Origin of the sequence: Clostridium sp. MSTE9, assembly GCF_000277625.1 — a bacterium.
In the GTDB taxonomy this organism is placed as follows: Bacteria; Bacillota; Clostridia; order Oscillospirales; family Acutalibacteraceae; genus Faecalispora; species Faecalispora jeddahensis.
This window is the reverse complement of record NZ_AKFU01000033.1, coordinates 26,290-51,901: the sequence shown is the minus strand read 5'-3', so window position 1 is coordinate 51,901 and position 25,612 is coordinate 26,290. Positions and strand designations below refer to the sequence as shown.

The 25,612-nt window shown below is 54.4% G+C and carries 22 protein-coding genes and 1 CRISPR repeat array; of the genes, 3 read left to right on the top strand and 19 right to left on the bottom strand.

Annotation, left to right across the window (positions count from 1 at the left end):
• Positions 1–3 precede the first annotated feature (3 nt).
• From murA to HMPREF1141_RS07860, 16 genes are all read right to left on the bottom strand, one after another.
• A complete protein-coding gene (murA, locus tag HMPREF1141_RS07935; RefSeq protein ID WP_035316797.1) occupies positions 4–1,260 on the bottom strand; it encodes a UDP-N-acetylglucosamine 1-carboxyvinyltransferase in 1,257 nt (418 codons plus the stop codon).
• 74 nt (positions 1,261–1,334) lie between these two features.
• On the bottom strand, positions 1,335–2,456 hold the full coding sequence (gene murG, locus HMPREF1141_RS07930) for an undecaprenyldiphospho-muramoylpentapeptide beta-N-acetylglucosaminyltransferase (RefSeq protein WP_009063054.1): 1,122 nt from the start codon (positions 2,454–2,456) through the stop codon (positions 1,335–1,337).
• 14 nt (positions 2,457–2,470) lie between these two features.
• Positions 2,471–3,733: a putative lipid II flippase FtsW gene (gene ftsW / locus HMPREF1141_RS07925; protein ID WP_009062921.1), complete on the bottom strand. Its 1,263-nt coding sequence runs from the start codon at positions 3,731–3,733 to the stop codon at positions 2,471–2,473.
• A gap of 103 nt (positions 3,734–3,836) precedes the next feature.
• Positions 3,837–4,853: a phospho-N-acetylmuramoyl-pentapeptide-transferase gene (mraY, locus tag HMPREF1141_RS07920; RefSeq protein ID WP_035316768.1), complete on the bottom strand. Its 1,017-nt coding sequence runs from the start codon at positions 4,851–4,853 to the stop codon at positions 3,837–3,839.
• A gap of 44 nt (positions 4,854–4,897) precedes the next feature.
• Positions 4,898–5,449: a hypothetical protein gene (locus HMPREF1141_RS07915; RefSeq protein WP_009062941.1), complete on the bottom strand. Its 552-nt coding sequence runs from the start codon at positions 5,447–5,449 to the stop codon at positions 4,898–4,900.
• Positions 5,450–5,573: 124 nt separating this feature from the next.
• Complete coding sequence (locus HMPREF1141_RS07910; protein WP_009063124.1) at positions 5,574–7,832, bottom strand: penicillin-binding transpeptidase domain-containing protein; 2,259 nt, start codon at positions 7,830–7,832, stop codon at positions 5,574–5,576.
• Positions 7,833–7,978: 146 nt separating this feature from the next.
• Positions 7,979–8,467: a hypothetical protein gene (locus tag HMPREF1141_RS07905; protein ID WP_035316767.1), complete on the bottom strand. Its 489-nt coding sequence runs from the start codon at positions 8,465–8,467 to the stop codon at positions 7,979–7,981.
• 49 nt (positions 8,468–8,516) lie between these two features.
• Positions 8,517–9,449, bottom strand: coding sequence for a 16S rRNA (cytosine(1402)-N(4))-methyltransferase RsmH (gene rsmH, locus HMPREF1141_RS07900; protein WP_009063151.1), 933 nt, complete (start codon positions 9,447–9,449; stop codon positions 8,517–8,519).
• 77 nt (positions 9,450–9,526) lie between these two features.
• Complete coding sequence (gene mraZ, locus HMPREF1141_RS07895) at positions 9,527–9,946, bottom strand: division/cell wall cluster transcriptional repressor MraZ (RefSeq protein ID WP_035316795.1); 420 nt, start codon at positions 9,944–9,946, stop codon at positions 9,527–9,529.
• A gap of 287 nt (positions 9,947–10,233) precedes the next feature.
• Positions 10,234–10,890 (bottom strand): sigma-70 family RNA polymerase sigma factor, encoded by a 657-nt coding sequence (locus HMPREF1141_RS07890; RefSeq protein WP_009063119.1) that lies wholly within the window; start codon positions 10,888–10,890, stop codon positions 10,234–10,236.
• Positions 10,883–11,326: an anti-sigma F factor gene (spoIIAB, locus tag HMPREF1141_RS07885; RefSeq protein WP_009062902.1), complete on the bottom strand. Its 444-nt coding sequence runs from the start codon at positions 11,324–11,326 to the stop codon at positions 10,883–10,885. Before spoIIAB ends, HMPREF1141_RS07890 begins: the two co-directional genes overlap by 8 nt.
• Positions 11,310–11,648: an anti-sigma factor antagonist gene (locus HMPREF1141_RS07880; protein WP_009063040.1), complete on the bottom strand. Its 339-nt coding sequence runs from the start codon at positions 11,646–11,648 to the stop codon at positions 11,310–11,312. The genes spoIIAB and HMPREF1141_RS07880 overlap by 17 nt, the downstream gene beginning before the upstream one ends.
• A gap of 218 nt (positions 11,649–11,866) precedes the next feature.
• Complete coding sequence (locus HMPREF1141_RS07875) at positions 11,867–13,168, bottom strand: folylpolyglutamate synthase/dihydrofolate synthase family protein (RefSeq protein ID WP_035316766.1); 1,302 nt, start codon at positions 13,166–13,168, stop codon at positions 11,867–11,869.
• 251 nt (positions 13,169–13,419) lie between these two features.
• A complete protein-coding gene (locus HMPREF1141_RS07870) occupies positions 13,420–16,053 on the bottom strand; it encodes a valine--tRNA ligase (protein ID WP_009063180.1) in 2,634 nt (877 codons plus the stop codon).
• 231 nt (positions 16,054–16,284) lie between these two features.
• Positions 16,285–16,779: a tubby C 2 gene (locus tag HMPREF1141_RS17535; protein WP_009063058.1), complete on the bottom strand. Its 495-nt coding sequence runs from the start codon at positions 16,777–16,779 to the stop codon at positions 16,285–16,287.
• Positions 16,780–16,818: 39 nt separating this feature from the next.
• Entirely contained in the window at positions 16,819–18,603 is a 1,785-nt protein-coding gene (locus tag HMPREF1141_RS07860) for a hypothetical protein (protein ID WP_155863557.1), read from the bottom strand.
• Between the two features lie 499 nt (positions 18,604–19,102).
• Between HMPREF1141_RS07860 and HMPREF1141_RS07855 the strand changes: the two genes are divergently transcribed.
• Together HMPREF1141_RS07855 and HMPREF1141_RS07850 are read left to right on the top strand one after the other, a co-directional pair.
• Positions 19,103–19,528, top strand: coding sequence for an HTH domain-containing protein (locus HMPREF1141_RS07855; protein WP_009063030.1), 426 nt, complete (start codon positions 19,103–19,105; stop codon positions 19,526–19,528).
• Positions 19,529–19,549: 21 nt separating this feature from the next.
• Positions 19,550–20,650, top strand: a complete 1,101-nt coding sequence (locus tag HMPREF1141_RS07850; RefSeq protein WP_009062882.1) for a DUF3810 domain-containing protein — start codon at positions 19,550–19,552, stop codon at positions 20,648–20,650.
• A 227-nt stretch (positions 20,651–20,877) separates the two neighbouring features.
• Here HMPREF1141_RS07850 and HMPREF1141_RS07845 read toward each other — a convergent pair whose 3' ends face one another.
• A complete protein-coding gene (locus tag HMPREF1141_RS07845; RefSeq protein ID WP_242824575.1) occupies positions 20,878–21,573 on the bottom strand; it encodes a polysaccharide deacetylase family protein in 696 nt (231 codons plus the stop codon).
• Here HMPREF1141_RS07845 and HMPREF1141_RS07840 point away from each other — a divergent pair.
• Positions 21,554–21,820: a hypothetical protein gene (locus HMPREF1141_RS07840; RefSeq protein WP_009062905.1), complete on the top strand. Its 267-nt coding sequence runs from the start codon at positions 21,554–21,556 to the stop codon at positions 21,818–21,820. The two genes, HMPREF1141_RS07845 and HMPREF1141_RS07840, sit on opposite strands and share 20 nt — an antisense overlap.
• A 398-nt stretch (positions 21,821–22,218) precedes the next feature.
• Here the strand turns inward: HMPREF1141_RS07840 and cysK are convergent, their stop codons facing one another.
• The gene (gene cysK / locus HMPREF1141_RS07835; protein ID WP_009063035.1) at positions 22,219–23,151 is read right to left on the bottom strand and encodes a cysteine synthase A; all 933 of its coding nucleotides are present in this window, start codon (positions 23,149–23,151) and stop codon (positions 22,219–22,221) included.
• A 254-nt stretch (positions 23,152–23,405) separates the two neighbouring features.
• Entirely contained in the window at positions 23,406–23,570 is a 165-nt protein-coding gene (locus tag HMPREF1141_RS17530; RefSeq protein ID WP_009063017.1) for a hypothetical protein, read from the bottom strand.
• A 330-nt stretch (positions 23,571–23,900) separates the two neighbouring features.
• Positions 23,901–25,324: direct repeats of the CRISPR family, unit length 32 nt; unit sequence ATTTCAATCCACGCCCCCACATGGGGAGCGAC.
• Between the last annotated feature and the right edge of the window lie 288 nt (positions 25,325–25,612).

Here is a 25,612-nt window from a genome sequence, read left to right as displayed (position 1 = left end):
GCTTTAATCAATCCTTTGAATCGAGGCGCCCACTGCGGCAAGGCTCAGCTCCATTTGCTCGTAGCCCCTGTCAATGTGCCGCAGACCTTCCACCTGCGTGATTCCCTCCGCCGCAAGACCCGCGATCACAAGGGCGGCCCCTCCCCGCAGATCGGGGGATTCGACCGATGCGCCCGAAAGCCTCGGCACTCCCTGCACCACGGCCACGCGGCCTTCCACCTTTATGTTCGCGCCCAAACGCAAAAGTTCGCCGACATGCTTATACCGGCTCTCAAAAATATTTTCTACAAATACACTTGTTCCGTTCGCCAAAGCGGTCATCGCCATCACGGGGGCCTGCGCGTCGGTGGGGAATCCCGGGTACGGCATGGTGCGCACGCTTTTGACGGGTTGAAGCCACTGGGGCGCCGTGATCTTGAGTTCGTCTTCACAAAACATCAGACCGCAGCCGCTTTCCTCAAAGACCGGGATCATCGGCTCCAGATGACGGGGGTCGATCCGGCTGATCAGGAGGGTGCTGCCCGTGACGGCTGCCGCCGCCATATAGGTCGCTGCTGCGATGCGGTCTGGAATGACGCTGTGCTCGCAGCCGGAAAGCTTTGCCACACCTTCAATCACGATCGTGCTCTCCCCCGCGCCGCGGATTTTGGCGCCGCACGCATTGAGGAAGTTTGCCAGATCACAAATCTCGGGCTCACGCGCCGCGTTGGTAATAACAGTGGTTCCCTTGGCGCATACCGCGGCGATCATCACGTTCTCTGTAGCGCCAACACTGGGGAAGGAAAATCCGATCTTCGCCCCTTTCAGTCCGTCGGGAGCGCTGCAGTCCAGACACCCGTGATCCTCCTCAATTTCCACTCCCATTCGGCGGAGCGCCGCCAAATGCAGATCAATCGGGCGCGGCCCGAGTTCACAGCCGCCGGGGAACGAAAGCTTGGCGCGTCCGGTTCGGGCTACAATGGCCCCTAAAAACACTATGGAGGACCGCATCTCTCTCATCAGATAATCCGGAATATCGCTGTGGCTGATTCCTGAGGAATCAATCGTCACGTCTCCGCCGCTGCGGATGACCCGGCACCCCAGATATCGGAGTATCTTCGCACAGGTTTCCACATCTGACAAAACAGGGCAGTTATGTAACACTGTCTCTGTGTTACAGAGCATGGACGCCGCCAAAATGGGCAGAGTGCTGTTTTTTGCTCCATGGACAAGAATCTCCCCCTGTAACCTCTTGTGTCCTTCTATCAAAAATTTTGCCACATCAAACACCCTTTCTTGCCTATTGTGCTTTGCTATATTATGCAAAAGCAAGTCGGGTGTGTGACAGGGGACAATCATGTCGTTTGCACAGTTTCGAGCATAATTTTATAAATTCTTTCGTTGGCATCCAAAATTGCCATTTTTTTTGCGTTTCTTCCCAGCTCCTGTACGCCGCCGGCAGACGAAAACGCCTGTTCGACCATGCGCAGAAGCGCTTCGGAAGATAGGTCTTTTTCCTCTAAAAGCATCGCCGCCTTGCGGCGAACCAGCGCCATGGCATTGTGATACTGATGATTTTCCGCCACATTCGGCGAGGGAATCAGAATAGACGCTTTGCCCTGCGCCTGCAGCTCGCTGAGCGTAATGGCTCCGGCCCGGCAGATGACAAGATCCGCCGCCGCCATGCAGTCCGGCATATTGCGTATGTATTCCTTCAGCTGAATGTTTTTCGCGGCCTTGGAATTCAGACCTTTTTCTCGCAGAAGCTCCGGCAGCCACCCGCCGTGCTGCCCATAACCGTGAATGTGCTGGTATTTTTGATTTTTCGCGCTGGAGAGCAAAAGCTCCACCACCGCCTCATTGATGCTTCTTGCGCCAAGGCTGCCGCCAAACGACAGGATCACGGGACGTTCGTCCAATCCAAGCGCACGGCGGGCGCGTTCGCGGTCTGCCCGCAGAATCTCCTGCCGCACCGGGTTGCCGGTGACCGTACACTGAGCGCCGGAGGCCATGTACTGCTGCGCGTCCTCCACCGCCAGCATCACGCGGTCCACCTTGCCGGAAAGAACCTTGTTCGTCACGCCCGGGTATGCGTTCTGCTCATGGATCAGGGCCGGAATCCCCAATTTTACAGCCTCGCGGATGACCGGGCCGCTGACATAACCGCCCGTGCCGATGCACAGGTCGGGCTCGAATTCGCGCAGAATCCGCTTGGATTCCGCGGTGGAGGTCACGATGCGCACCAGCGTTTTCACGTTGCGGGCCATCGCCTTCACCGTCAGCTTGCGCTGAAAGCCGGAGATGGTAATGCTCTGGAACGGAAAGCCCGCTTCCGGCACCAGACGTTCCTCCATCCCGCCTTTGGCGCCCACATATAAAATCTGGGCATCCGGCTGCTGCTCACGCAGATAGCCGGCAATGGCAAGAGCGGGATTGATATGTCCGGCGGTTCCGCCGCCGGCAAATAAAACCTTCATTGTGGAAAAGCCCCCTAAGTTTTCTCGATCGCCGACGTTCGTGAAATAGACAGCACCACGCCCATCTGCGCCAAAAGCAGCACCAGCGACGTACCCCCATAGCTGAAAAACGGCAGGCTGATGCCGGTGTTGGGGATCGTATTGGTGATAACCGCGATATTCAGAACCACCTGCAGGCCAACCTGCAGCGTAAGGCCGATGCCGAGCAGCATGCCGAACTTATCCTTCGCCTTGAGCGAGATCGTCACCCCGCGCCAAACCAGCAGCGCAAACAGGATCACAATAATGAGCGCGCCAATAAACCCCAGCTCCTCGCAGACGATGGCAAAGATAAAATCGTTCTGCGGCTCGGGCAAATACAGGTATTTCTGGCGCGACTGCCCAAGCCCGAGACCCAAAAGGCCCCCGGAGCCGATGGCGTACAGCGACTGGCGCGTCTGCCAGGTGTCTGCCAGCAGATTTTTTTCTGTGGTAAACGGATCCAGCCACGCGACAACGCGGTCGTTGGCGTAGCTGAATTCCGACGTAAACAAGACGAGGTAAGCGATTCCGGCCAGAGCGACGCCGAAGGCCGCGCCGAACCAGCGCAGCGGCACACCGCCGATAAACAGCATCATTCCCGCCAGAGCGATGATGATGACCGCGGCGGACACGTGCGGCTCACGAATGAGCAGCAGCACCGTAACGGCCAGCAGAAGCACATACGGAAGCACGCCGTAGCGGGCCGTATCCATGCGCTTGAAGTTGATCGAAATCAGATGTGCAAAGCACAGCGTCATGGCGAACTTGGCGATTTCAGACGGCTGAAAGCCGAACAGTCCCAGGTTGATCCAGCGGTGCACCCCCTTGACGGCGGGCAGAAACAGCACGATCACCAGAAACGCATAGCTCACCAGCAGCAGTGGAATCGCAAACCGGTGCAAATGATGATAGTCAAAGTACGAGATCAGCAGCATCAGAATCACGCCCAGTATGGCAAACGCCACCTGGCGGATAATGAAGTAGTAGCTGTTTCCATAATTATAATAGGCGTAGGCGTAACTGGCGGAAAACAGCATCACAAGGCCGATCACGACCAGCACCAGCACCAGGAATAAAAACGGCATATCCAGACCGGAGCGTACAGAAAACACCCGGAATTTTTTTCTGACCCGTTTGGTTAAGGGCGTCATTTTTGCGGCCGCCGGCTGCTTCTGTTCCGGCACATTTCTTCCCGCGTACGGTTTTCTCGGCTGACGCGGCTGCGGTACCGGATTTCTTCTGCTTTCTCCGGACATCGACACCCCTCCTTTTTCACGAAATACATCTTAGCACATCTGCACGCCGCAATCTGTCAAAGCGTGCCGACGAACTGAACGCCATCCATCCTGACGTTGGCGCTCACAGTCCCTTGAGCACGCTGTACAGGGCCAGAGCCCCGCCGGCGAGCGTTACCAGAGAGAACACCAGGCAGATTTTGATTTCGCTCCACCCGCACATTTCAAAATGATGATGGATCGGACTCATTTTAAACAGGCGCTTGCCATGCGTCGCCTTAAAATAGCTGACCTGCAGCACCACGGAAAGAATCTCGCAAAGATAAACGATCCCGATCGGGACAAGCAGGATCGGCAGGTTCAGGCCAAAGCCGAGCACACAGATCATCCCGCCCAAAAACAGGGAGCCGGTATCGCCCATAAAAACCTTCGCCGGGTTAAAGTTCCAGAGCAAAAAGCCGAGGCAGCCGCCCGCGAGCGCACCCGCGACAATACCAAGGCCGTTCAGGGCCAGTACACCGGAAATCACCAGAAAGGACAGAGCGGCGAAAAAGGTGACCGAAGCGTTCAGTCCGTCGATTCCGTCCGTAAAATTGACCGCGTTGACAACGCCGACGATCACCAGCAGCGCAAGCACCCAGTACAGCATGCCGAGATTGATGCTGCCGACAAAGGGGATCAGCGTGGAGGAACCGGCGCCGGAAAGATACAGCGCCGCAAGGTATGCGCCGGCCGCCAGAAACTGCAGCACGAGCTTCTGCCGCGCGGTAAGGCCGAGATTGCGCTTCTTTACCACCTTGATATAGTCGTCAAAGAAGCCGATCGCGCCGAACGCCAGGGCCATCCCAAGCCCGCCGTAAACGCGCGTTCTCATATTCAGCGGCTCCAAAAGCGATTTGTCCGCGTTTCCATTGAAGTAATAGACGGGGATAAAAATCGCGATCGCCGCCGTGATTCCCAGAATAAACATGATACCGCCCATTGTGGGAGTGCCCTGCTTTTTTTTATGCCACTTCGGGCCATCCTCCAGGATTGTCTGCCCGAAATGAACCCGGCGCAAAAATGGGATCAACCATTTGCCCGATATTCCGGTAATGAGAAATGCCGTACCTGCCGCTGCTCCTATTTCAAACCCTGCCATCTGCTGTTCCACCTTTTGTATGTTCTCTTATTTTCTCCCGTTCGTCAGCCTAAATTCCGGCTTAGCTGCGGAATTTCATTGAGTGCATCCGTTACCCGCGCAAACGGAATCCCGCAGCGGATCGCTGCAAGCGCCGCCACAAGGGCCGGGCGGATTCCCTGCTCTTCGTCGAGCGCAACACGCCCCACGATTCCGCCGCTCTCCAGCTCAAACACGATCCCATATCCGTTTTGACGGATATTCCGGGCGAAAACGTCCGCTTCGGGGCTGTGTACGGAATAGCTGACCCGCTGTGCTCCCGGCAGCACCGGGAGCGCCGTTTCATATTCTACCGCGTGATAGCGGAAAGGGCAAGAGATACTTTCCGTCATTCTTCCCGAATTTTCCAGAAGCATGTATTCCAGGCCCTCGGTTCGATTCGGCATGCAGCCGGGCTGTACCAGAAGGAAGTCCGCCTCCGGCAGCTCCGCCGGATCACATGCCACCCGGTAGCCGCAGCTTTCCAGCAGATATTGCAGGAGTCTCGCCGCTTTCGGGTTTTCAATCGCCAACAGCCGGACCGGATATCTCTTTTGCTCAGACTGCCACTGTTTCATATGCTTCCTCCGCAAAGCGCCGTTTGTAAAAAAACGCCGCCTTTCCAAAAGCTCATTTTGTGTCTTTCCCCGCTTTACACGGGGAAAGACACAGTTGTTTGAAAGTGTTCAGGCAAGATTGGGATTACTGCACCTGGTCAAATTCGACGAACCCGACGTTGACCACCGTGCCGGGAGATACTTTTGTTCCCGCGGCGATGCTCTGGGAATGCGACTGCGCTTTCCCGCCTGTCAGCGCCGCACCGGAAACCGTGATATTGATTCCCGCTTCGGCTGCGGCGCTGTTGGCCTGCGTCAGCGTCATGCCCATCAGGTTCGGCACCGTCACCTGACGGCTCTCGCTCTCAGCATCCGTCATCAGCACCACCGTACCGTTCTGCGGAATACTCTTCCCGGATTCGGGTATCTGCTTGAGTACGGTATCGCCGCTGCCGTACACCTTCTGCTTCAGGCTCAGCTTCTGCAGCGCCGCTTTGGCCACGTCGAGCTTCTTGCCGGTCACATCCGGTGTGGCTACATCGAGTTTTTCCATTTCCGCGTCGGTATATTTTCTCTCAACACCCAGATAGGGCAGAATTTCTTCCATCATTTTACCGAATACGGGGCCGGCTACCGCGCCGCCGTAGTAGCTGTCTCCAGCCGGCTCATCGAAGAACACCAGCAGTGCGATCTGCGGGTCGTCCGCCGGAGCGAAGCCGCAGTAAGAAGCGATGTATTCCATCTTTTTCTTGCCGCCCGCGATGTACTCCGCCACCTTTTCAGACGTACCGGTCTTACCGGCTACACGATAGCCGGGCAGGTAACCGTTTTTCGCGGTACCTGTGGTGGCGTTCATCTGCAGAATCTTGCTCATGCGGCGGGACACATCTTCTGAAATGACCTGACGCTTGACCTTGGTATCCACGGACTGGACGATGTTGCCGTCGCTGTCGAGCACCTGGCTGACCAGATGGGGTTGCACCAGATAACCGCCGTTTGCGACCGCGGCCGCCGCGGTGACCATCTGAATCGGGGTGATACTGAAGTTCTGGCCGAACGATTCCGTCGCAAGCTCAACGGGGTTCAGCTGGCTGGCGGTATAATAAAGGCTCCCTGCCTCGCCGGGCAGATCGATCCCTGTTTTTTCGGTCAGGCCAAACGCCGCGAAGTATTTAAAGAAGCGCTCTGCGCCCAGCATTTCACCCACTTTGATAAATACCGGGTTGCAGGAGTTCATCAGGCCCTGTACAAAGGTCTCGCTGCCGTGCCCGCCGGACTTCCAGCAATGGATGGTGGTGCCGGAAACAACCGCCGCGCCGTTGCAGAAGAACTGCGTGTTTTCGTTGACGACGCCCTCTTCCATGCCCGCGGAACCGACTACCATTTTAAAAACGGAGCCGGGGTAGTAGGTATCACTGACCGCTTTGTTTCTCCACTGGGCCTGCTGGGCGACTACTTTTGCGTCGGATTTGGCCTTTTTAATTTTTTTACCCTCTTCGGTGGTGTCGTCGCCGTCCGGCATATTGGCCACACGCGCCGCCTCGGTGGGATCTGAAATAATCAGCGGGAAGTTGGGGTCAAAATCCCCCTTGACCGCAAGGCCGAGAATTGCGCCGGTTTTCACGTCCATTGCGATGGCCGTCGCGCGGTTCTTTACCTTGTTATTCACGACGCCTTCTTCCAGATATTTTTCGAGAAAATGCTGTACGATTTCATCGATGGTGAGCACCAGACTGTAACCGTCCTGCGCCTCTACCTTCTGTTCATATTGGAAGGGCATGTCGGTGCCGATGGCGTTCTTCGCGGTAACCAGCCGCCCGGCGGTGCCGGTGAGCTGCTTGTCATAGTACGCCTCCAGGCCGGAAAGGCCCTGGTTGTCAGTGCCGGTAAAGCCCAGCAGGGTCGCCGCAAAACTGCCGAACGGATAATATCGTTTATAATCCTCGATCAGCCGGATGCCGTTGCCGATTTTTTTCTCTTCTTTAAATTTCAGGATTTCATCCTTTACTTCGGTTTCCACTTTGCGCTTTAAGACATCATAGTAGCTTTTTTTCTTCGTATGCTCCAGAATTTCGTTTTTGTCCATGCCGAGAATTTGGGACAGGCCCTCGGCAATCGTTTCCCGCTGCTCATCGGTTGTGAGATAAGCGGGTTCCAGCACAACGGTCCATACCGTTGCGCTCTGTGCCAGCGGACGCATGTTGCGGTCGTAAATTGCCCCGCGCATAGCCGGAATAGTCGTATCCTTCATCTGCTGCTCCACCGCGCGCTCCTGAAGGCTCTCGCCCTCCACCAGCTGCAGCTTGACCAAACTGAATATAATTGCCCCGAACCCCACTACCATAAATATGGCCAGCAGAAACAGCGTTCTGCGCCACATCCGGATGGTTGTTCCTTTTGCCATAACACATTCCCCCGCACTTTCCGGCTTGCCAGCTTCTTCGATAAGGTTCTTACAAAAACGAGAGTTAAGATTATCTCTCAACTCTCGGCTTTCCGTCCCCGGCCCATACAGTACCGGTATTCATACTTATTTGTGAGCCGCCATAATTATGACAGCAGGTTTTGAAGCGAATTCCACGCGGAAGTCCACCAGTTGCCCGCAGCGTTTGGATCGAGAACCTGACCCTTGTCGCCGGGCGACAGTTTGATGCACTCTACCTGAGCGTATGTAATCTTGCTCATTCCCAGCTGATCCTTGGCGTACACCTCGGCCGCCTGCAGGGTCATGCGGGAATCGGATTTCACTTTCAGCTGCGTATGTAGGCTTTTCTGCTCTTCCATCTGCTTGGTAGCGGAGTTCAGCTGCTCCGTCAGCTCTGTCAGCTGAACCTGGCCGTACACCAGGGTACCCAGGATGGAAACCATCAAAGCCATAAAACAGAAGGTAGCCACCAGCCCTAAAGATTTTCGCTTCGGACGTCGATTTTCCTCGAGCTGCTGCGAAGGAAGCTCGATAACATTGCTTGGCTTTCTGGGCAGCTCTTTCTGCTGCGGCTCAAACAAAGAAAAATCGTATGCCGTGTTCTGCTTGCTCATTGACCTGTGCCACTCCTTCCTGATTGCCGTGATTCTTTTTCATTATAATTTAATCTAATTTCGTGCACACCCTCAGCCTGGAGCTGCGGCTGCGCGGATTTTCTTTCAGTTCTTCCTCCGACGGGGAAAGCCCTCTTTTATAGAGAAGCTCTGCCTTCGGCGTTCGGCCGCAGACACATACCGGAAAATCCGGCGGGCAGATGCAGCCCTGGCACCACTCGGCCATTCTTTTTTTCACGATCCGGTCTTCCAGCGAATGGAAGGTGATCACCGCAAGACGGCCGCCGGGCTTTAAAAGCGAGAACGCGGCATTGAGCCCCTCCGAAAGGCGGTCAAGCTCGCCGTTGACCTGAATCCGCAGCGCCTGAAAGGTTTTGCGGGCCGGGTGCCCCGGTTCCCTGCGGACAGCGGCCGGAACCGACTGCCGGACAACCTCTGCAAGCTGCAGCGTCGTGGTAATTGTTTTTTCTTCTCTGGCGGCTACAATGCCCTTGGCAATACGGACCGCGCTTTTTTCTTCGCCGTACTGGCTCAGGATTCTGGCCAGCTCCTGCCATGTCAGCGTGTTCACCAGATCGGCTGCGCTTGTCCCCTGCTGGCTCATGCGCATATCGAGCGGCGCGTCCTGATGATAGGAAAAGCCGCGCTCCGCCGTATCGAGCTGATGGGAGGATACGCCGATGTCCATCAGCACCCCGTCGACCCCGGTAATCCCGCACTCTTCGGCCAGAAAATCCATCTGAGAAAAGTTGCCCCGCCGCACCAGCACATTGGGGTAATCCTTCAGACGTTTTTTTACAGCCTCGATCGCGTCCGGGTCCTGATCAATTGCCAAAAGCGTTCCCGCAGCGCCAAGACGCTTTGCGATTGCTTCGGAATGACCGCCGCCGCCCGCGGTGCCGTCGATATAGATTCCATCCGGCTTGATGTTCAGGGAATCGATCGTCTCCTGAAACAGCACCGGGATGTGTTCAAAGCTCACAGACCGTCACCCACCTTTATCACGAAAATCGGAACGTTCTCCTCTTAGAGCGGCAGATATCTCCCGCTTTGAGGTTCTTATAATTCCAGGATATCCATCGCTTCCGCAATGCTCTCCTCCGTCAGGCCGGAATTGAATTCTGCCCAGCGGGCCGCGTCCCAAATTTCCGCACGGCTTGAAGCGCCGATCACTGCTACATCCTTCTGAATCTGAGCGTAATCCCGCAGCTGCTGCGGAATCAGCACTCGACCCTGCTTGTCCGGCTCAACCTCAGCCGCGCCGGAAAAGAAAAAGCGCTGAAGCCCTCTGGCTTTGGAAATCGGCATCTGCCGGATTTTCTCCTGCAGACGTTCCCATTCCACGCCCGAAAGCACAAAAAGGCATCCATCCAGGCCCTTGGTGATATAAAACCGTTCTCCCAAATCCTCACGGAATTTGGCGGGAACGATCACTCGGCCCTTCGGATCGATATTATGTTGGTATTCTCCAATCAACATAACAGCCTGTCCGGGGAGCAGCGGCAAACCACTTTGCTCTACTTCCCTCCACCTTTCACCACTTTTGTTTAAATTATACTGGATCGAAGCGGAAAAAGCAATCTTTTTTTTCGGCCTCTTGACAAAAGAAATCAAGCAATTTCGGGCAAAATCCAGTAATTCCTCAGTTAAATGGCAAAAAATTCCTTTTATTATTTCAATAATTTACCAATAATAAAATTATGAATTATTACTAAAAAAACACACAGAAGCCTGATCGTTGGCTTCTGTGTGTTTTTTCACTTTGATTATTCTAAAAGCTTCTCCCGCAGGCCCCGCAGAATCACTTTTTCTCTGCGGGAAACCTGCACCTGTGTCATCCCCAGGGCCTGTGCTGTTTGCGCCTGCGTCTGACTTTTAAAGTACCGGTATACAATAATACTGCGGTCTCTCGGCTCCAGCTCACCGACCACCTGCTGCAAAGACAGCAGCTCCGAAATCCGCTCATCGGGCGCCTCCACCGGCACATCGATCTGCCCGCCGCCCTCATCCTCCGCCGCGGTGAGCGAAAGAGGCTGCTGACCGGCATTTACCGCCTGCGCCGCTTCGGTGATTTCGACCCCGAGCTCTGCCGCAAGCTCCCCGATGGTGGGGGTTCTGCCGTGTATCCTGTTAAACTCTGCCGTGGCCCTCGTCGCTTTCAGCGAAAGCTCCTTGAGCGAGCGCCCCACCTTGATGCTGCCGCCGTCCCGGAACAGACGGCGCATTTCACCGAGGATGACCGGCACCGCGTAGGTGGAAAAACGCAGCCCGCGCTCCTCCTCAAAATGATCGACCGCCTTGACCAGCCCCATACATCCCGCCTGGAACAGATCTTCATACTCCACGCCGCGCGCCTTAAAGCGTTTGGCACACGCGTGCACCAGACCGATGTTCTCACTGATCATGCGGTCCCGGTCAATCATTGGAAGCCCGCCTGCGGGCCAGCTTCTTCTTGAGCGTGACGGTGGTGCCCTTCTGCACGCGGGACGTCACAAGGACGTCATCCATAAAGCTTTCCATCACCGCAAAGCCCAGTCCGGCACGCTCTTCCCCGCCGGTGGTAAACAGCGGCTCTCTGGCCTTCTGCACATCCTCGATGCCGCAGCCTTTGTCGCGAATGCGGATTTGCACCCCGCCGTCCTCATACAGCCTGGCGGTTATGTAAATCATGCCCAGCGTGTCGCGGTACGCATGGACAATGCAGTTTGTCACCGCCTCCGACACGGCTGTTTTAATATCGGAAATCTCGTCGATGGTCGGGTCCATCTGCGCTACAAACGCCGACACGACCGCCCGCGCAAAGCTCTCGTTTGCGGAACAGCTGAGAAAAGACACGTTCATTTCATTCATCGGTTTCACGGTATACCACTCCTTTTTCAAATTTCACCAGCTTGTCCAGCCCTGCCATGGAAACCACTTTTTCCACCTTCGGCGGCAGATTCGCAATGGTGACGGAACCCCCCAGCACCTGCATCAGCCGATAACGGCCCATGATCAGCCCCACGCCCGAGCTGTCCATAAACTGCACCCTGGAAAAATCCAGAATCAACTCTTTGGGCTTCGTTTTCCCGGCCGTTTCGTCAATGGCCTCACGAATCCCCCGGGCGTTATGATGGTCGATTTCGCCGCTGAGCAGAGCTGTCAGCGTGCCTTCCTTTAAAATCAGCCTGACATCATTCATTGTTCTTCCTCCCGGATTTTACCCGCATCTGTTTTCTTCCTTTATTTTTTCCAGAAATTTCCGATTATACATACCTTTGCAAAAAATTCGACAAAATCGGAGCAAATTCTGAAAAATCCATCGGGAAACAGCCTGTCCCATTCCCGGAAAAACGCTGCGGGAAATAAAAAAACCTCTACCCATTAGGATAGAGGTTTTCTGGTAAAATTTTACTCGAATTATGCGGATGGAGCCATTCCTTTTAAAATTTCGATGGCAATCGGGCGAATTTCGGCCGCAAGGTACAATGAGCCGCACACGATGATCGCGCCGTCGCCCCCCGCGTGGGCAAGGGCCAGCTCCACCGCCTGCCGGGGCGACTGCGCCGCCTTGGCCGAAACTCCCATTTCCCGCCAGAGAGCGGCAAAATCCTCTGCCTGCATGGCGCGGGGATTATCGGGAGTGAGGGTGTAAACCTGATCGAGCAGGCCGTTCAGATAGCCGATCGAGGCATGACTGTCCTTATCGGCGAGCATGCCCATAATGGCCGTGATCCTTTTGCCGGAAAGATACTGACGCAGCGCCGCCGCCAGCGCCTGTACCCCGTTCGGGTTATGCGCGCCATCCAGCAGGAAGATCGGATGTTTGGAGAGCAGCTCCAGACGCGCCGGGAAGGATACCTGCGCAAAGCCCTCGGCTACCGCCTGCAAAGGAAGCTTGAAGCCCTTTCTGCGCAGAACGTCCAGCGCCGCCAGAACGGTGGCGGCATTGAGCACCTGATGCTCGCCGATCAGCGGCATGTGCATCGGGGCGCCGCGATAGACAAAGCGGGTGCCGAGCAGATCGCTTTCCACCTGCTCCATCTCTTCCGGCTCCGCAACGCAGAAGCTGTTGTTCCGCTGCTGCGCCGCCTCGCGCATCACCTGCATGGCGCCGTAGTCCTGCCGCGAGAACACAACGGTATCGCCGCCCTCTTTGATGATGCCGGCCTTTTCAAACGCGATTTTCTCCACCGTATCACCGAGGATTCCGGTGTGATCGAGCGAGATGGACATGATGACCGATACAAGCGGGGTTTTGATGATATTGGTCGCGTCGAAGCGGCCGCCGAGACCGACCTCCAGCACCACCACATCGCATTTGCTGCGAGCGAACCACTCCATCGCCAGAGCGGTGATGAATTCAAATTCCGTGAGGGCGTCGCCGTCCTGCTCCATCTCCTGAATGAGCGGCAGCAGTTCCTCAGTCAGCGCGGCCAGCTCCTCTTTCGGGATCATCTGCCCGCAGATCTGCATGCGCTCGCGGAACTCCAGAATATAGGGGGAAATATACAGGCCCGTTTTGTAGCCCGCCGCAGTCAGCACGGAAGAGAGCAGCGCGCAGGTGGAGCCCTTGCCGTTGGTGCCGGCCACATGCACAAACTTCAGCCGGTCCTGCGGATTGCCCATTTTGTCGAGCAGCTTTATAATGCGTTCGAGACCCGGCTTAATGCCAAACTTTGCCTGAGAAGAGATTTGTTCCAGCGCTTCTTGATATGTCATGATCGCATCCCCTTTTCCGGCCATCCGTTTTGGGGCCTTGCCAGATCAATAAAGAACAACGGGTTTTCGAGATAAAACTGTGCCGAACAAGGAAGCCGCGCAGGAATACATTCCGCATTCCGAGCATTTTGATGCCGGGCAGTGCAATTTCAGCCGAAACAGAGAAGTCTCTTCATTTTTCAAACGAGGCCTGAATAAAAATCGTCTGCCGCCAAAAATGGCGGCGACGCTCGGATGAACCGAATTACTTATTATTTGCTGAGATTTTGAATCGCCAAACGGATACCGGCGGCTTTTTCCGCCAACTTCTCTGCGTTTTTACGCACACCGTCCACCACATTGTCGGGCGCTTTAGAGAGGAAGGTTTCGTTTTTGAGCTTCGCCTCGGCGGAATCCAACTGCTTTTGGATGGACTCCAGCTCTTTTTCAAGCCGGGCCAGCTCGGCCTTCTTATCCACCAGCTCGTCGGTGGGGATATACAGCGTCGCGGCATCGGCAACGATCGTCACGGCGTCCGGCAGGTTCCAGGAATCCGCGATCTCTACCTGACTTGCGTATGCAAGGCGGGAGATCACGTCGACATTCGCGCGGAACGTATCTGCGGCCGTGCCTGTTACGGCGACAGAAAGATGCGCCTTGCGTGACGGCGGCACGTTCATTTCGGCACGGCGGTTGCGCACGGCACGGATGGCATCCATCACGCGACGCATTTCAACGCGGTCCTGCTCAAAGCTGAGCGCCGCGTCGTATTCGGGCCATTTGGAGACCATGATGGAATCGCCCTCATGCGGCAGCGACTGCCAGATTTCTTCCGTAATAAACGGCATGAACGGATGCAGGAGCTTCAGCGTATTGGACATGACCCACACCAGCACCTGCCGGGCGCTCTGCGCAGTCTGCTCGTCCTCGCCCTGCATGCGGATTTTGGCGATCTCGATATACCAGTCGCAGAAATCATCCCACAAAAAGTCATAGAGCTTCTGCACGGCGATGCCGAGCTCGAATTTCTCAAGATTCTCGGTGATTTCCTTTACCACCTCGTGGAAGGTGCCGATGATCCAGCGGTCGGCCTGCGTCAGGTGCTCCGGCAGGCGGTTTTCCACCTCATGGCCTTCAATATTCATGCGGATAAAGCGGGCCGCATTCCAGATTTTATTTGCAAAGTTACGGCTGGCGCTGACTTTGTCGTCTGAAAAGCGCAGATCGTTGCCCGGGCTGTTGCCGGTCGCGAGCGTAAAGCGCAGCGCGTCCGCACCGAAGTCCGCGATGACCTCCAGCGGGTCGATGCCGTTGCCGAGCGACTTGGACATTTTGCGTCCCTGCGCGTCACGCACCAGGCCGTGGATCAGCACGGTGTCGAACGGCACCTGACCGGTCTGCTCGATGGCAGAGAAGATCATGCGCGCCACCCAGAAGAAGATGATATCATAGCCCGTTACCAGCGTGTTGGTCGGGTAGAAGTATTTCAAGTCCTCGGTATTCTTCGGCCAGCCGAGTGTGGAGAACGGCCACAGCGCGGAAGAGAACCAGGTGTCGAGCGTGTCGGAATCCTGATGCAGGTGACGGCTGCCGCACTTCGGGCATTTTTCCGGCGCTTCCCTGGCGACGGTCATTTCGCCGCAGTCCGCGCAGTACCACGCGGGAATGCGGTGGCCCCACCACAGCTGACGCGAAATACACCAGTCGCGGATATTTTCCATCCAATGATAATAAATTTTTTCAAAGCGCTCGGGGACGAATTTCACTTCGCCGTCCTTCACGCGGCCGATCGCGGGCTTGGCCAGCGGCTGCATTTGGACGAACCACTGCTTGGAAACGCGCGGCTCAACGATGGTGGAGCAGCGGTAGCAAGAGCCGACATTGTGCTTGATCGGCTCCACCTTGATGAGGTAGCCCTGCTCGTCCAGGTCTTTGACGATCTGCTTTCTCGCTTCCAGGCGGTCCATCCCCCGGTACTTGCCGCCATTTTCATTGATGACGCCGGCCTCGTCCATCACATTGATGACGGGCAGATTGTGGCGCAGGCCGACCTCGAAGTCGTTCGGGTCGTGCGCCGGGGTGATCTTCACCACGCCGGTTCCGAATTCCGGCTCCACATATGAATCCGCAATGATCGGGATCTCTTTGCCTACCAGCGGCAGGATCACGGTTTTGCCGACCAGGTGCCGGTAGCGCTCGTCGTCCGGGTACACCGCCACGGCGGTATCGCCCAGCATGGTTTCAGGCCGGGTAGTCGCAAGGCGGATGTCGCCGGAGCCGTCGCCGAGCGGGTAGCGCAGGTGCCAGAAGCTGCCCTCGTGCTCGCTGAATTCCACCTCCGCGTCGGAAATAGAGGTGCGGCAGTGCGGGCACCAGTTGATGATGCGCTCGCCGCGGTAGATCAGGCCCTTTTCATACAGGCGCACAAACACCTCGCGCACCGCTTCGGAGCAGCCCTCGTCGAGTGTGAAACGCTCACGCTCCCAGTCGCAGGAACAGCCGAGCTTTTTGAGCTGGCCGATGATGGTTCCGCCGTATTTTTCTTTCCAGTCCCACGCGCGGCTCAAAAAGCCCTCGCGGCCGATTTCTTCCTTAGTGATGCCCTCTTTGCGCATGGCCTCCACGATTTTTGCCTCCGTCGCGATGGAGGCGTGGTCGGTACCCGGCAGCCACAGAGCCGAATAGCCCTGCATTCTGCGCCAGCGGATCAGAATATCCTGTAAGGTTTCGTCCAGCGCATGCCCCATGTGAAGCTGGCCGGTAATATTCGGCGGCGGAATGACAATGGTATACGGGTCCTTCTGCGGGTCCGCCTCCGCGTGAAAATAGCCGCCGGAAAGCCAGAACTGATAAATTCTGTCCTCTACCTCCTGCGGCTCATACGTCTTCGCAAGCTCCTTGCTCATTCTGTTTCCTCCTAAAAATCTATCCAAATCAAGCGGCGCTGCGGGGAGCGCCAGCCGGGCACAAAGCCCGGCCTTATTGGGTACAAATCACGCTGCGTTTACCGCCCGAAAAGCACAAAGCGCGGGGATTCCCACGCCCTGTTTTCCGCAATTTTCCGCACAAAGCACGGCGATTCGCGGCTGTTCGCATCTGCCTCATATTATCCCATCGTACCGGGGCTTTGTCAATGATTAATTGGCCGGAACCGCGCACCCCGGGCCGCACAGCGCGGCATTGTCCACAATCACGGCAAGGCACAGGGAAAGCGGCACATCCTGCTGCCGCTCCACGTGAATTCCGTAGCCGTCGCCGTGGGCCGTCCAGCAGGGCGCGTGAGTCATGCGCACGTTGCCCCGGCCGTCCACCGCGTCGAAACTGCGGGTGAGAAGATCGCCGCGAAGGCTCCAGTCGGTCTTGCTCAGACGCAGGCTGCCGCCCGATGACGCAAGGTTATACGTCACGCGCATGCGTTCTTTCTCCCCGATCTGCACGCTGTACTTGCACAGACCGTGGATTCCCACGCAGCTGATTTTCGCTGCCTCGGCTCCGGCGGCATCGCGCAGGTACAGTTTGCCCCCGAACGAGCCCCACTCGCCTTCTACGGTATAAAGACAGGTACCGGCTGTGTCGAATACATCAAACAGAGTCGAACCCGCCTCGGTATGTCTGTTCAGATAATAGTCCATCCGGATGTCCCCTTCGATATTCCATCGATTCTCTTACCCTTATTTTCTGGTAAATTGGTAAGAATATTCCGTTTCCTTCATAACGACCGGTCCGCCCAGAATACGCTCCGCCGTGCGCTGCGTGACCGGCTCTGTACCGTTGTTTACGCCGTAGGGCGCTTTGACCACATATAAAAGGGCCGGCCTGTTCTGCGGATTTTGGGTAAAGAACGCGTCAATCCGTTTCGACGGCAGCTCTGAGCGCCAGAGTGACGGCGGCGCGGGCCTCTGCTGGCCGCACAGATAGCCGAACGGCAGCAGCTCGTTAAACATCACTTTTCCGTCATCCGAGGGCATGGCATTTTGAATATCCTCCACCAGGCCGGTATAGCGGGCCGCCGCAGCCGGTGTGGTGTAAAGGCCCTTGGCCGGGCCGGTCGTCAGCTGCGTGCGCAGGTACACGATCGGTTCATCGCGGTAAACGGCCTGAGCGCGCATGACCGTGTTGCACAGCACCAAAAGCACCAGAGAGCTGGCAAACGCCGCCCAAAGAGTTTTCAGCATCCTGCGGCGCGCCGCGGGCGCCTCGCGCTCCGCCGTGTAAAAATCATATGCCGTTAAAACCAGCGCCAGCGAGGAAAGATTCAGGATGTACGACGCGCCCGTCATCCCGTTATTGCTGGCCGCATACACCGCCCAGCTGAGCACCAGCGACGGTACGTACAAAACCCAGATCACAATCCGGCTGCGGCGCTGCGGCCGGTACGCCGTGAGAACCAGCGGCCAGAGCCCTGCGCAGGCCTGAATATAATTGACCTTAGAGGTAAAGGTCAGATCGGATTCCGACTGGATCAGCACCATACCCACATTAATAATCAGGCTCAGCGGCATGCAGATCCAGATCATCACTTCCAGCACCGGTGAAAGGTCGAGGTCTGTTTTCATCTGACGCGACAAAACGATGAGTACCAACAGCGTGATTTCGAGCAGAGAAAGAATCGTGAGCAGCTGGTAATCCTGCAAAAATAGCGAGGTTTTGACGAGCAGGTTCTGGTACGGATGCTCCGGGTCCTGAAACAGATACCTCACATTATTGACGATTCCCCAAATCCCGCTTACCGCCAGCAGATACCCTGCTGCCAGAAGCAGAGTGACCGCCCCGCCGCAGAGCATCCCGAACAGCGGCGCGCGCGATTCGGGCTCGAGGCCGTTTTTCCGCACACGCGGGTGAATCCGGAACAGTGCCAGCAGAAAAATCGGCACCATCACAATGAAAAACGGGTAGGAAATACACGCAAACGCCAAAAGGGCTCCCGAAAGCGCCCCGATGCCAAAGGCCACCGGCACCGAAAAGGAATCCCCATAAAGAAAAAACAGAAGCATGGCGGCTGACGTTGTAAACAGATACCCCATACTATTATAGGAAAAATTATTGATCCCGAACGGGGTAAACGAAAAAAACAGGCCCGCGCAGATCAACGCCGGAAGCCTGCGCCGGAACAGACGGAACACCGCCCGGTATACCAGAAGAGCCACAACGGCATCCACGCAGATATACAGAATGCGCATGAACAGGAGGATTCCCGTCATATCCCCCACGGCCAGCCGGTACAGCCATAAAATCGGTGCAATCAGCAGGGCCCCGGTCTGATGAATATCCCAGGAATCCAGAAATGGGCGATCGCCCAACGAAAACCGGTAGGGCAGGGCCAGATAATACGTTTCGTCGGACCAATCGAATCCAAAAACGGAACGGACCAGAAACAAAACCGTCATCCCTGCGATGACAACATAGGGCAATATGTGAAGCAGCTTCGAACGAGATTGCAAAAGAGATTTCAGCATGGCCGACTCCCGTAAATGATGTCTGAACAGCGCCGATTCAAATCTACGATAAATATAGAATCGCGACCGGTATTTTTCCCCGCCGAAAGCGAGCAGAAATACCATGGCTTCCATTTTTCATTTGCAGATTTTAGCAGAACGCAAATCAGATCGTTATTGGGTTTATTGTATCACAATCGACCAGCATTTGCCAAGCACAGAAAGCGGTTTGCAGAGAAAAGAAACGCCGTTTTTATACCCGATTGACCATTGTGGACGAAAAAAAGACAATTTTCTTTTACTTGTAATATTTCATGTTATATAATAACCTCATATGGGCGGCATCATAGCCGTTCTGTGGCTATGATGGATCATCAGGCTGATGATTCAATGTTTTCCCTGAAATGGAAGGCCTTGCTTTCGATTCTGCTGTAAGATATGCTGCAACATGTATTGCGCCTGTGGTATATTTAAATGGAAAGATAAATTCAGGAACGTTAGTATCGGGAGGTTGATCGTTATGAGTGTTGCCGATGTCTCACTTTGCCTAAAAAAGCTATTGGAAGAGTATCATTTTAATGTGGAAACTTTGGCGAAATATCTTTCCCTCAGCGTTGAAAGTGTGTATCAGATTGCCCAAGGGAACATGCAAGTTCTTCCTGATGGTTTCATGGAAAGAACAAAAACTTTAGATAAAATGATGTTTTTAGCCATGATACCGGAAGGACTGCCTGACCTGAAGGTAAAAGCCTTTTTGGAAATAGTATTGTCTTATCATCAGCTTTCAAAAGAAACCATTGCAAAAATGGCAGGAATTGAAATCGCTGATGTAGACTTGTTTCTAAGTGACCAATGTGAAAAAACCAATGCCGAAATCAAGTATAAAATAGCGGCTGTCACAATGGTGCTCCGGTTTTTCTTAAGGGACAATGAGCCTGAACAATAATCTAAGATATGAGGAATACTTATGAAATCCCTGCTTTCGTTCAAACGAATCTGGCTTTTTCTGCTGCTGCCGCTTTCACTGGCCATTTCGTATGCTGCTTCTATGAGGCCGGAGTGGGCGGAGTGGTACGCCGTAACGCTTTACCCTGTATTTTCTTTAGGGGAAAACCGCATCACCTCTCTGGTTCCCTTTTCCATCATGGAACTGCTGCTGGCGACTTTGATCGTGCTTCTCCCCGCTCTGCTCATCCGCCTGATTGTCCGGCTGATCCGCCGCAGGCAGGAGCGAAAAACACTTTTGCTGCGCGCGCTGGCTTCTCTGCTCTGCGCGGCGGGCGTAATCACCTTTTGGTTCACGATCAACTGCGGAATCAACTACTCCCGTTACCCGTTCGCGCAGGTTTCGGGGCTGACAGTGCGCCCCTCCTCTGCTGAAGAACTGAAAGCGCTCTGCACAGAGCTGGCCCAAGACGCCAACCGCGACCGGACGGGAATTGAAACGGACAGCCAGGGAGTCGCCGTTCTCCCCGACCGGAAAGAGGCTGCCGAAACAGCACGCAACGTGATGGACTCTATGGAAGCACGATACCCCACCTTAAAAAGCGGCTACGGAGCGCCAAAAGCCGTGATGGCTTCGCGGCTGATGTCATACCTGGACATTACCGGAATCTATTTTCCTTTTACCATGGAGGCAAATGTCAACGTGGACGCCCCGGCTTACGGCATCCCCGCCACCATGCTGCACGAGCTGAGTCATGTGCGGGGCTACATGCGCGAAGACGAAGCCAATTTCATCGCGTATTTGGCCAGCCGGAACAGTACAAATCCCGCATTTTCCTATTCCGGCACCATGCTTGCTTTTATTTATGCAAACAACGCCCTGTATTCCGCCGACCAGAAAGCCGGACAGGAAACCTATGGTCTTCTGGATGCAGGCGCGCAAAAAGACCTTGCCGCGGCCAGCGCTTACTGGAAGCAGTTTGAAGGCCCGGCGGCAAAGGTGGCGGCAAAGGTCAACGACAGCTACCTGAAATCAAACCGTCAGGAGGACGGCGTGAAAAGCTATGGCCGAATGGTCGATCTTCTGCTGGCGGATTACCGGCAGCGCCACGGCCTGAAATAGCCCTCATCGACCACGCTTCCGCTGTTGTGAATAAAAGCCGGCCCTCCATCTGTCTGCTTTTACTGTCTGAATTTGCTCGGCAAGGGTAAAATGCCTTTGGGACGAAACAATATGGCCTCTTCCAATGAAAAAAGATTCGAACATCATCTCTGCTTATCGCAGAAGAGATGTCCGAATCTTTTTTCATTGGTTCGCAGGCAAACGAGCAAGGCTGCTGCCCGCCGGCATCAATGGGCCGGAAGCTTAAAGATAATCGGTTTGACGGAGGGATCCAGCTTATCAAAGCGATAGCCGTTCTTTTTCAGCGTCTCGATGATCTTGGGGAGTTCCTTGACCGTATCGTGTTTGGTGGAAGCGTCGTGAAACAGAATGACCGCCTTTTCAAACTGAAGGGTTTCATTGACGGTGTTCTGGTAAATCGACTGCGCTGTTGCGCCCTTCTCCGCATCGCCCGCGCTGACGTTCCAGTCAAAATACGTGTATCCCCTGCGCGTCAGCTCATCTGCAACCGGGCGTGCAATGGCTTTATTGTAGCTGTTCACGCTGCCGCCGGCAAACCGCACGATCTGCGGCTTTACTCCGGTGGCCTCGGTGATCAGATCATTCAACTTCGATAAATCGGTGAAAAACGCGGTGGGCGACGCATAAATCTGCTTGTAATTGTGAGTGTATGTGTGCATCCCGATGGTATGGCCCTGATCGACGATCTCTTTCATCCATTTTTTGGATTGCTCATCACTGCGCCCTATCACAAAGAAGGTCGCTTTCACATCGTTGTCCGCCAGTATTTTCAACACCTGCGGAGTCAGCGCAGACGGTCCGTCGTCAAAGGTGAGGTAAGCCACTTTATCCCCGGCCTTATGTGCGATTTTCTCCGTTGGATCCACATAAAAGTTCGGGAACATGGCCTGGATTGCTTCCATCTCTTTTGCGATTGCCGCCGAATTCGGCGAAGAAGACGCTTTGGAGGAAGACGAAGACGACGAAGGAACAGAAGTGGGGCGCGAAACCGCCGAAGAAACAGGTTTTGAGGACGGAATTTCTGAAATTTCTGCAGCAGACGAAACCGGTTGCTCTGAGGCAGGCTGTGACGTGACCAATTGCGAGAGATCTTCGCCAATCGACGCCCCGGAGGAAGGAGTATTCACAAAAGCAGACTTCGTAACATAACCGGCGACAGACCCTATAATCACCCCAATACAAATCGCAACAGCAAGCATTGAGGCAGCAATAATAACACGTTTTTTCCCGACAGACACGATCAGCACTTCCCTTTTTTTAACTTTTCTCATTATAGCACAAGCGCTTTTAAAAAGGATGCTGTTTAACAGGATTGTAACCTTTATTTTGTTTCCAAATTACCCCAACGCCACAATATCCGGGATTTTTGGATCAGAACGAGAAAAACCCATCATCTTAACCAACAACTGTTTTATACTGCTATAAACCGCTATTTATAGGTTCCTATTACATACTTAAAAAAGCAATTTTGTATGAATTCCTGTTCCTCACAAAAAAAGCAGGCGGCGTGTTTTTAGCACGCAGCCTGTTTCAAAAATTTTTGAAAATTAATCAGAGAATAAAGGAGTGGAAAGATAACGCTCGCCGGTATCCGGAAGGAGCGCTACGATCGTTTTCCCTGCGTTTTCGGGGCGTTTTGCCAGCTGTTCCGCCGCCCAAAGCGCCGCACCCGCGGAGATACCCACCAGCAGCCCTTCTGTTTTGGCGACCTCTTTGCTTTTTGCAAACGCGTTTTCGTTCTCTACCGGAATGATCTCGTCGTAAATCTTGATGTCCAGAACATCCGGAACAAATCCGGCACCGATTCCCTGAATCTGGTGCGGGCCGGGGGTTCCCTTCGACAAAACGGGAGAACTCGCGGGTTCCACCGCAATAATCTTCACATCGGGGTTCTGGCTTCTCAGATATTCACCAACACCCGTGATGGTGCCGCCGGTTCCGATACCCGCCACAAAGAAGTCAACCTTTCCGTCCGTATCCTGCCAGATTTCGGGGCCAGTGGTCGCCTGATGTGCCGCCGGATTTGCAGGATTTTCAAACTGCCCCGGAATATACGCATTCGGGATTTCTTTTGCAAGCTCAGTCGCTTTGGCAATTGCGCCCCTCATGCCCTTGGAACCATCGGTCAAAACGACCTCCGCACCATAGGCCTTGAGCAGATTTCTTCTTTCAATGCTCATGGTTTCCGGCATGGTGAGGATAATCCGGTAGCCCCTGGCCGCTGCGACCGATGCAAGGCCGATACCGGTATTGCCGCTGGTCGGCTCGATAATCACAGAGCCCGCTTTGAGCAGACCCTTTTGCTCGGCGTCATCCACCATGGCCTTTGCGATGCGATCCTTTACACTGCCCGCGGGATTGAAATATTCCAATTTTGCGAGGATCGTTGCCTTTAAATCATATTTTTTCTCAAAGTTTGTCAGTTCCAGCAAAGGAGTTTTTCCTATCAGTTCCGTAATATTTTTTGCAATTTTCGCCATAACCGCAATCTCCTTCTCCAAATAATCAATCTGAATGAACAATCATTATTAGAACGCACCGATTCCCGGAAGATGAGAATACCGATCTCCCGAAGCCGCACGCTCTAATAATTCATATCTATTTTGTATGGTTTTATTATATCACGCCATTCTTCCTTGTCAATAGAAAGGGGCCCCACCTTACAAGGTGCACCCTCGTATGTAACCGGCTATTTTCATGCAAAAGGGATCCGCCAACAAGACGGACCCCTTTTTCAGCATTTTGGGATTGCCTGTACGACCCTGTCGTAAAATTCGCCGTAGGAGCTACAGCCCTGCATCAGCCGCAGCTGATCCTGCTCCGGAAGAGAATCAAAAAACTCTTTCAGCTTGCGATCTTCAGACAAAGCCTGAGGAAAAGAAAAGTCGGAATAATCCATACAAAATCACCTCGGGGATAGTGTATGGAAAATCCATGTGTTCATACAGTCCTGCACACAATCGATCTTTAAATCAGACTCGATTGCTGCACTCGTTTCTTAATCATACCACGGGATACAGTGGCCGTTATAGCAGAACCACCAATGACAATGATACCAAGCCCACATATCAAACCCTCCTTTTTGATAGGTGCTTCATTATATGTAGAAAGGACAAGGTGGGACAATCAGCCGCCAGAGAATCCCATACCGGATTTTCGCAGCCGATTGCCCAAAAATTTTATGGAAGGGTGCAATTCTGCTACTACACGAACCAAGACTGCATGTAATTTCAATCCACGCTTCCCGTACGGGAAGCGACCCGCTTTTGTGTTCCTCCGGGATCGCATCATTATTTCAATCCACGCTCCCCGCATGGGGAGCGACAATAACCGCCCCTTTGGAAAAGCTCTTGATTGCTATTTCAATCCACGCCCCCGCATGGGGAGCGACTCTTTATGATCAGCCTTAGAGCGCTCAAACCAATTTCAATCCACGCCCCCGCATGGGGAGCGACGACCGGGTGTATCGTGTGGTCGCGCTTCGGGTCATTTCAATCCACGCCCCCACATGGGGAGCGACGCCAACCGGGTGAATGGTGTGATCCTTTTTCGGATCATTTCAATCCACGCCCCACACGGGGAGCGACATACGCGTTCTGCACAATCCGCGCTAATCTCTTGGCATTTCAATCCACGCCCCCGCATGGGGAGCGACAGCAATGGTAAAGCTGGTGACAGCAATATCGCTTATTTCAATCCACGCCCCCGCATGGGGAGCGACATGCTCTGGATCCGGAAGAGCACCGGGCTGAGGAGATTTCAATCCACGCCCCCGCATGGGGAGCGACGAACAGCCCCCCTCGGTCTGATGATGGCAGGGCAATTTCAATCCACGCCCCCACATGGGGAGCGACCTCCGACCTGATCCGGCGTATACCGTTCGGCTTTTATTTCAATCCACGCCCCCACATGGGGAGCGACGTTAAATGGCCCCTTCTGCCGGATAAATCCGGCAATTTCAATCCACGCCCCCACATGGGGAGCGACCTTTAGCGGCTCCGTCTAACACAGATTGGCAAACAATTTCAATCCACGCCCCCACATGGGGAGCGACGGCCGCGAAATCAGCCTTTCTGGCTACGCTGAAAATTTCAATCCACGCCCCCACATGGGGAGCGACCTTTCAATTCAGGCTCTGAAAAATTTGTTTCTTCTATTTCAATCCACGCCCCCACATGGGGAGCGACCGGCTCAAGAATGTTGCGATAGTAAACCATTGGGGAATTTCAATCCACGCCCCCACATGGGGAGCGACCGCAGTAACGTAACCACGGAGCACCCACAGATTCAATTTCAATCCACGCCCCCACATGGGGAGCGACGATATATCCATATGGTCAGGTCATGTACCCGACATTTCAATCCACGCCCCCACATGGGGAGCGACCTGCCCCCAAAAATAATCACTTTAGTACCAACAAATTTCAATCCACGCCCCCACATGGGGAGCGACAGATCAATACCATAATCGGCCATAAATGCCGCGAATTTCAATCCACGCCCCCACATGGGGAGCGACCGTACCCGCCTCCGTATGCACGTTTAAGCATTGCAATTTCAATCCACGCCCCCACATGGGGAGCGACGGCAGGTCCGTTATTACTGTCCGAAAAAAAGCACAATTTCAATCCACGCCCCCACATGGGGAGCGACCGCAAAAATAGACAAAGCCGAACAGATAGAATAAGAGTCTTTACACAAACTTTTATTCAGACATCAATTTCGTATCTGCTAATCATGCAATGATTATTCTAAAAAATAATTAAATCACCAAAAATCAGCGCGAATACTCCTGCTATTTTCTGTTCGCTGATGGTTCGCACTGCATAATCAAAACCGTTCCACAGAACAGCTGGGTTTTGCACCTATGTGTTCTACTTTAGACCGATAACTTTTTCAAAATTGAATCCGAAGCCCACTGCCCCACCAGATTCCAGAATT

Bases quoted from the DNA above. Each gene is read 5' to 3' on its own strand.
- murG (WP_009063054.1), bottom strand. From the start codon at position 2,456: ATGAAGGTTTTATTTGCCGGCGGCGGAACCGCCGGACATATCAATCCC.
- ftsW (WP_009062921.1), bottom strand. From the start codon at position 3,733: ATGTCCGGAGAAAGCAGAAGAAATCCGGTACCGCAGCCGCGTCAGCCG.
- mraY (WP_035316768.1), bottom strand. From the start codon at position 4,853: ATGGCAGGGTTTGAAATAGGAGCAGCGGCAGGTACGGCATTTCTCATT.
- HMPREF1141_RS07915 (WP_009062941.1), bottom strand. From the start codon at position 5,449: ATGAAACAGTGGCAGTCTGAGCAAAAGAGATATCCGGTCCGGCTGTTG.
- HMPREF1141_RS07910 (WP_009063124.1), bottom strand. From the start codon at position 7,832: ATGGCAAAAGGAACAACCATCCGGATGTGGCGCAGAACGCTGTTTCTG.
- HMPREF1141_RS07905 (WP_035316767.1), bottom strand. From the start codon at position 8,467: ATGAGCAAGCAGAACACGGCATACGATTTTTCTTTGTTTGAGCCGCAG.
- mraZ (WP_035316795.1), bottom strand. From the start codon at position 9,946: ATGTTGATTGGAGAATACCAACATAATATCGATCCGAAGGGCCGAGTG.
- HMPREF1141_RS07890 (WP_009063119.1), bottom strand. From the start codon at position 10,890: ATGATTGACCGGGACCGCATGATCAGTGAGAACATCGGTCTGGTGCAC.
- HMPREF1141_RS07880 (WP_009063040.1), bottom strand. From the start codon at position 11,648: ATGAATGATGTCAGGCTGATTTTAAAGGAAGGCACGCTGACAGCTCTG.
- HMPREF1141_RS07875 (WP_035316766.1), bottom strand. From the start codon at position 13,168: ATGACATATCAAGAAGCGCTGGAACAAATCTCTTCTCAGGCAAAGTTT.
- HMPREF1141_RS07870 (WP_009063180.1), bottom strand. From the start codon at position 16,053: ATGAGCAAGGAGCTTGCGAAGACGTATGAGCCGCAGGAGGTAGAGGAC.
- HMPREF1141_RS17535 (WP_009063058.1), bottom strand. From the start codon at position 16,779: ATGGACTATTATCTGAACAGACATACCGAGGCGGGTTCGACTCTGTTT.
- HMPREF1141_RS07860 (WP_155863557.1), bottom strand. From the start codon at position 18,603: ATGCTGAAATCTCTTTTGCAATCTCGTTCGAAGCTGCTTCACATATTG.
- HMPREF1141_RS07855 (WP_009063030.1), top strand. From the start codon at position 19,103: ATGAGTGTTGCCGATGTCTCACTTTGCCTAAAAAAGCTATTGGAAGAG.
- HMPREF1141_RS07850 (WP_009062882.1), top strand. From the start codon at position 19,550: ATGAAATCCCTGCTTTCGTTCAAACGAATCTGGCTTTTTCTGCTGCTG.
- HMPREF1141_RS07840 (WP_009062905.1), top strand. From the start codon at position 21,554: ATGGCCTGGATTGCTTCCATCTCTTTTGCGATTGCCGCCGAATTCGGC.
- HMPREF1141_RS07845 (WP_242824575.1), bottom strand. From the start codon at position 21,573: ATGGAAGCAATCCAGGCCATGTTCCCGAACTTTTATGTGGATCCAACG.
- cysK (WP_009063035.1), bottom strand. From the start codon at position 23,151: ATGGCGAAAATTGCAAAAAATATTACGGAACTGATAGGAAAAACTCCT.
- HMPREF1141_RS17530 (WP_009063017.1), bottom strand. From the start codon at position 23,570: ATGGATTATTCCGACTTTTCTTTTCCTCAGGCTTTGTCTGAAGATCGC.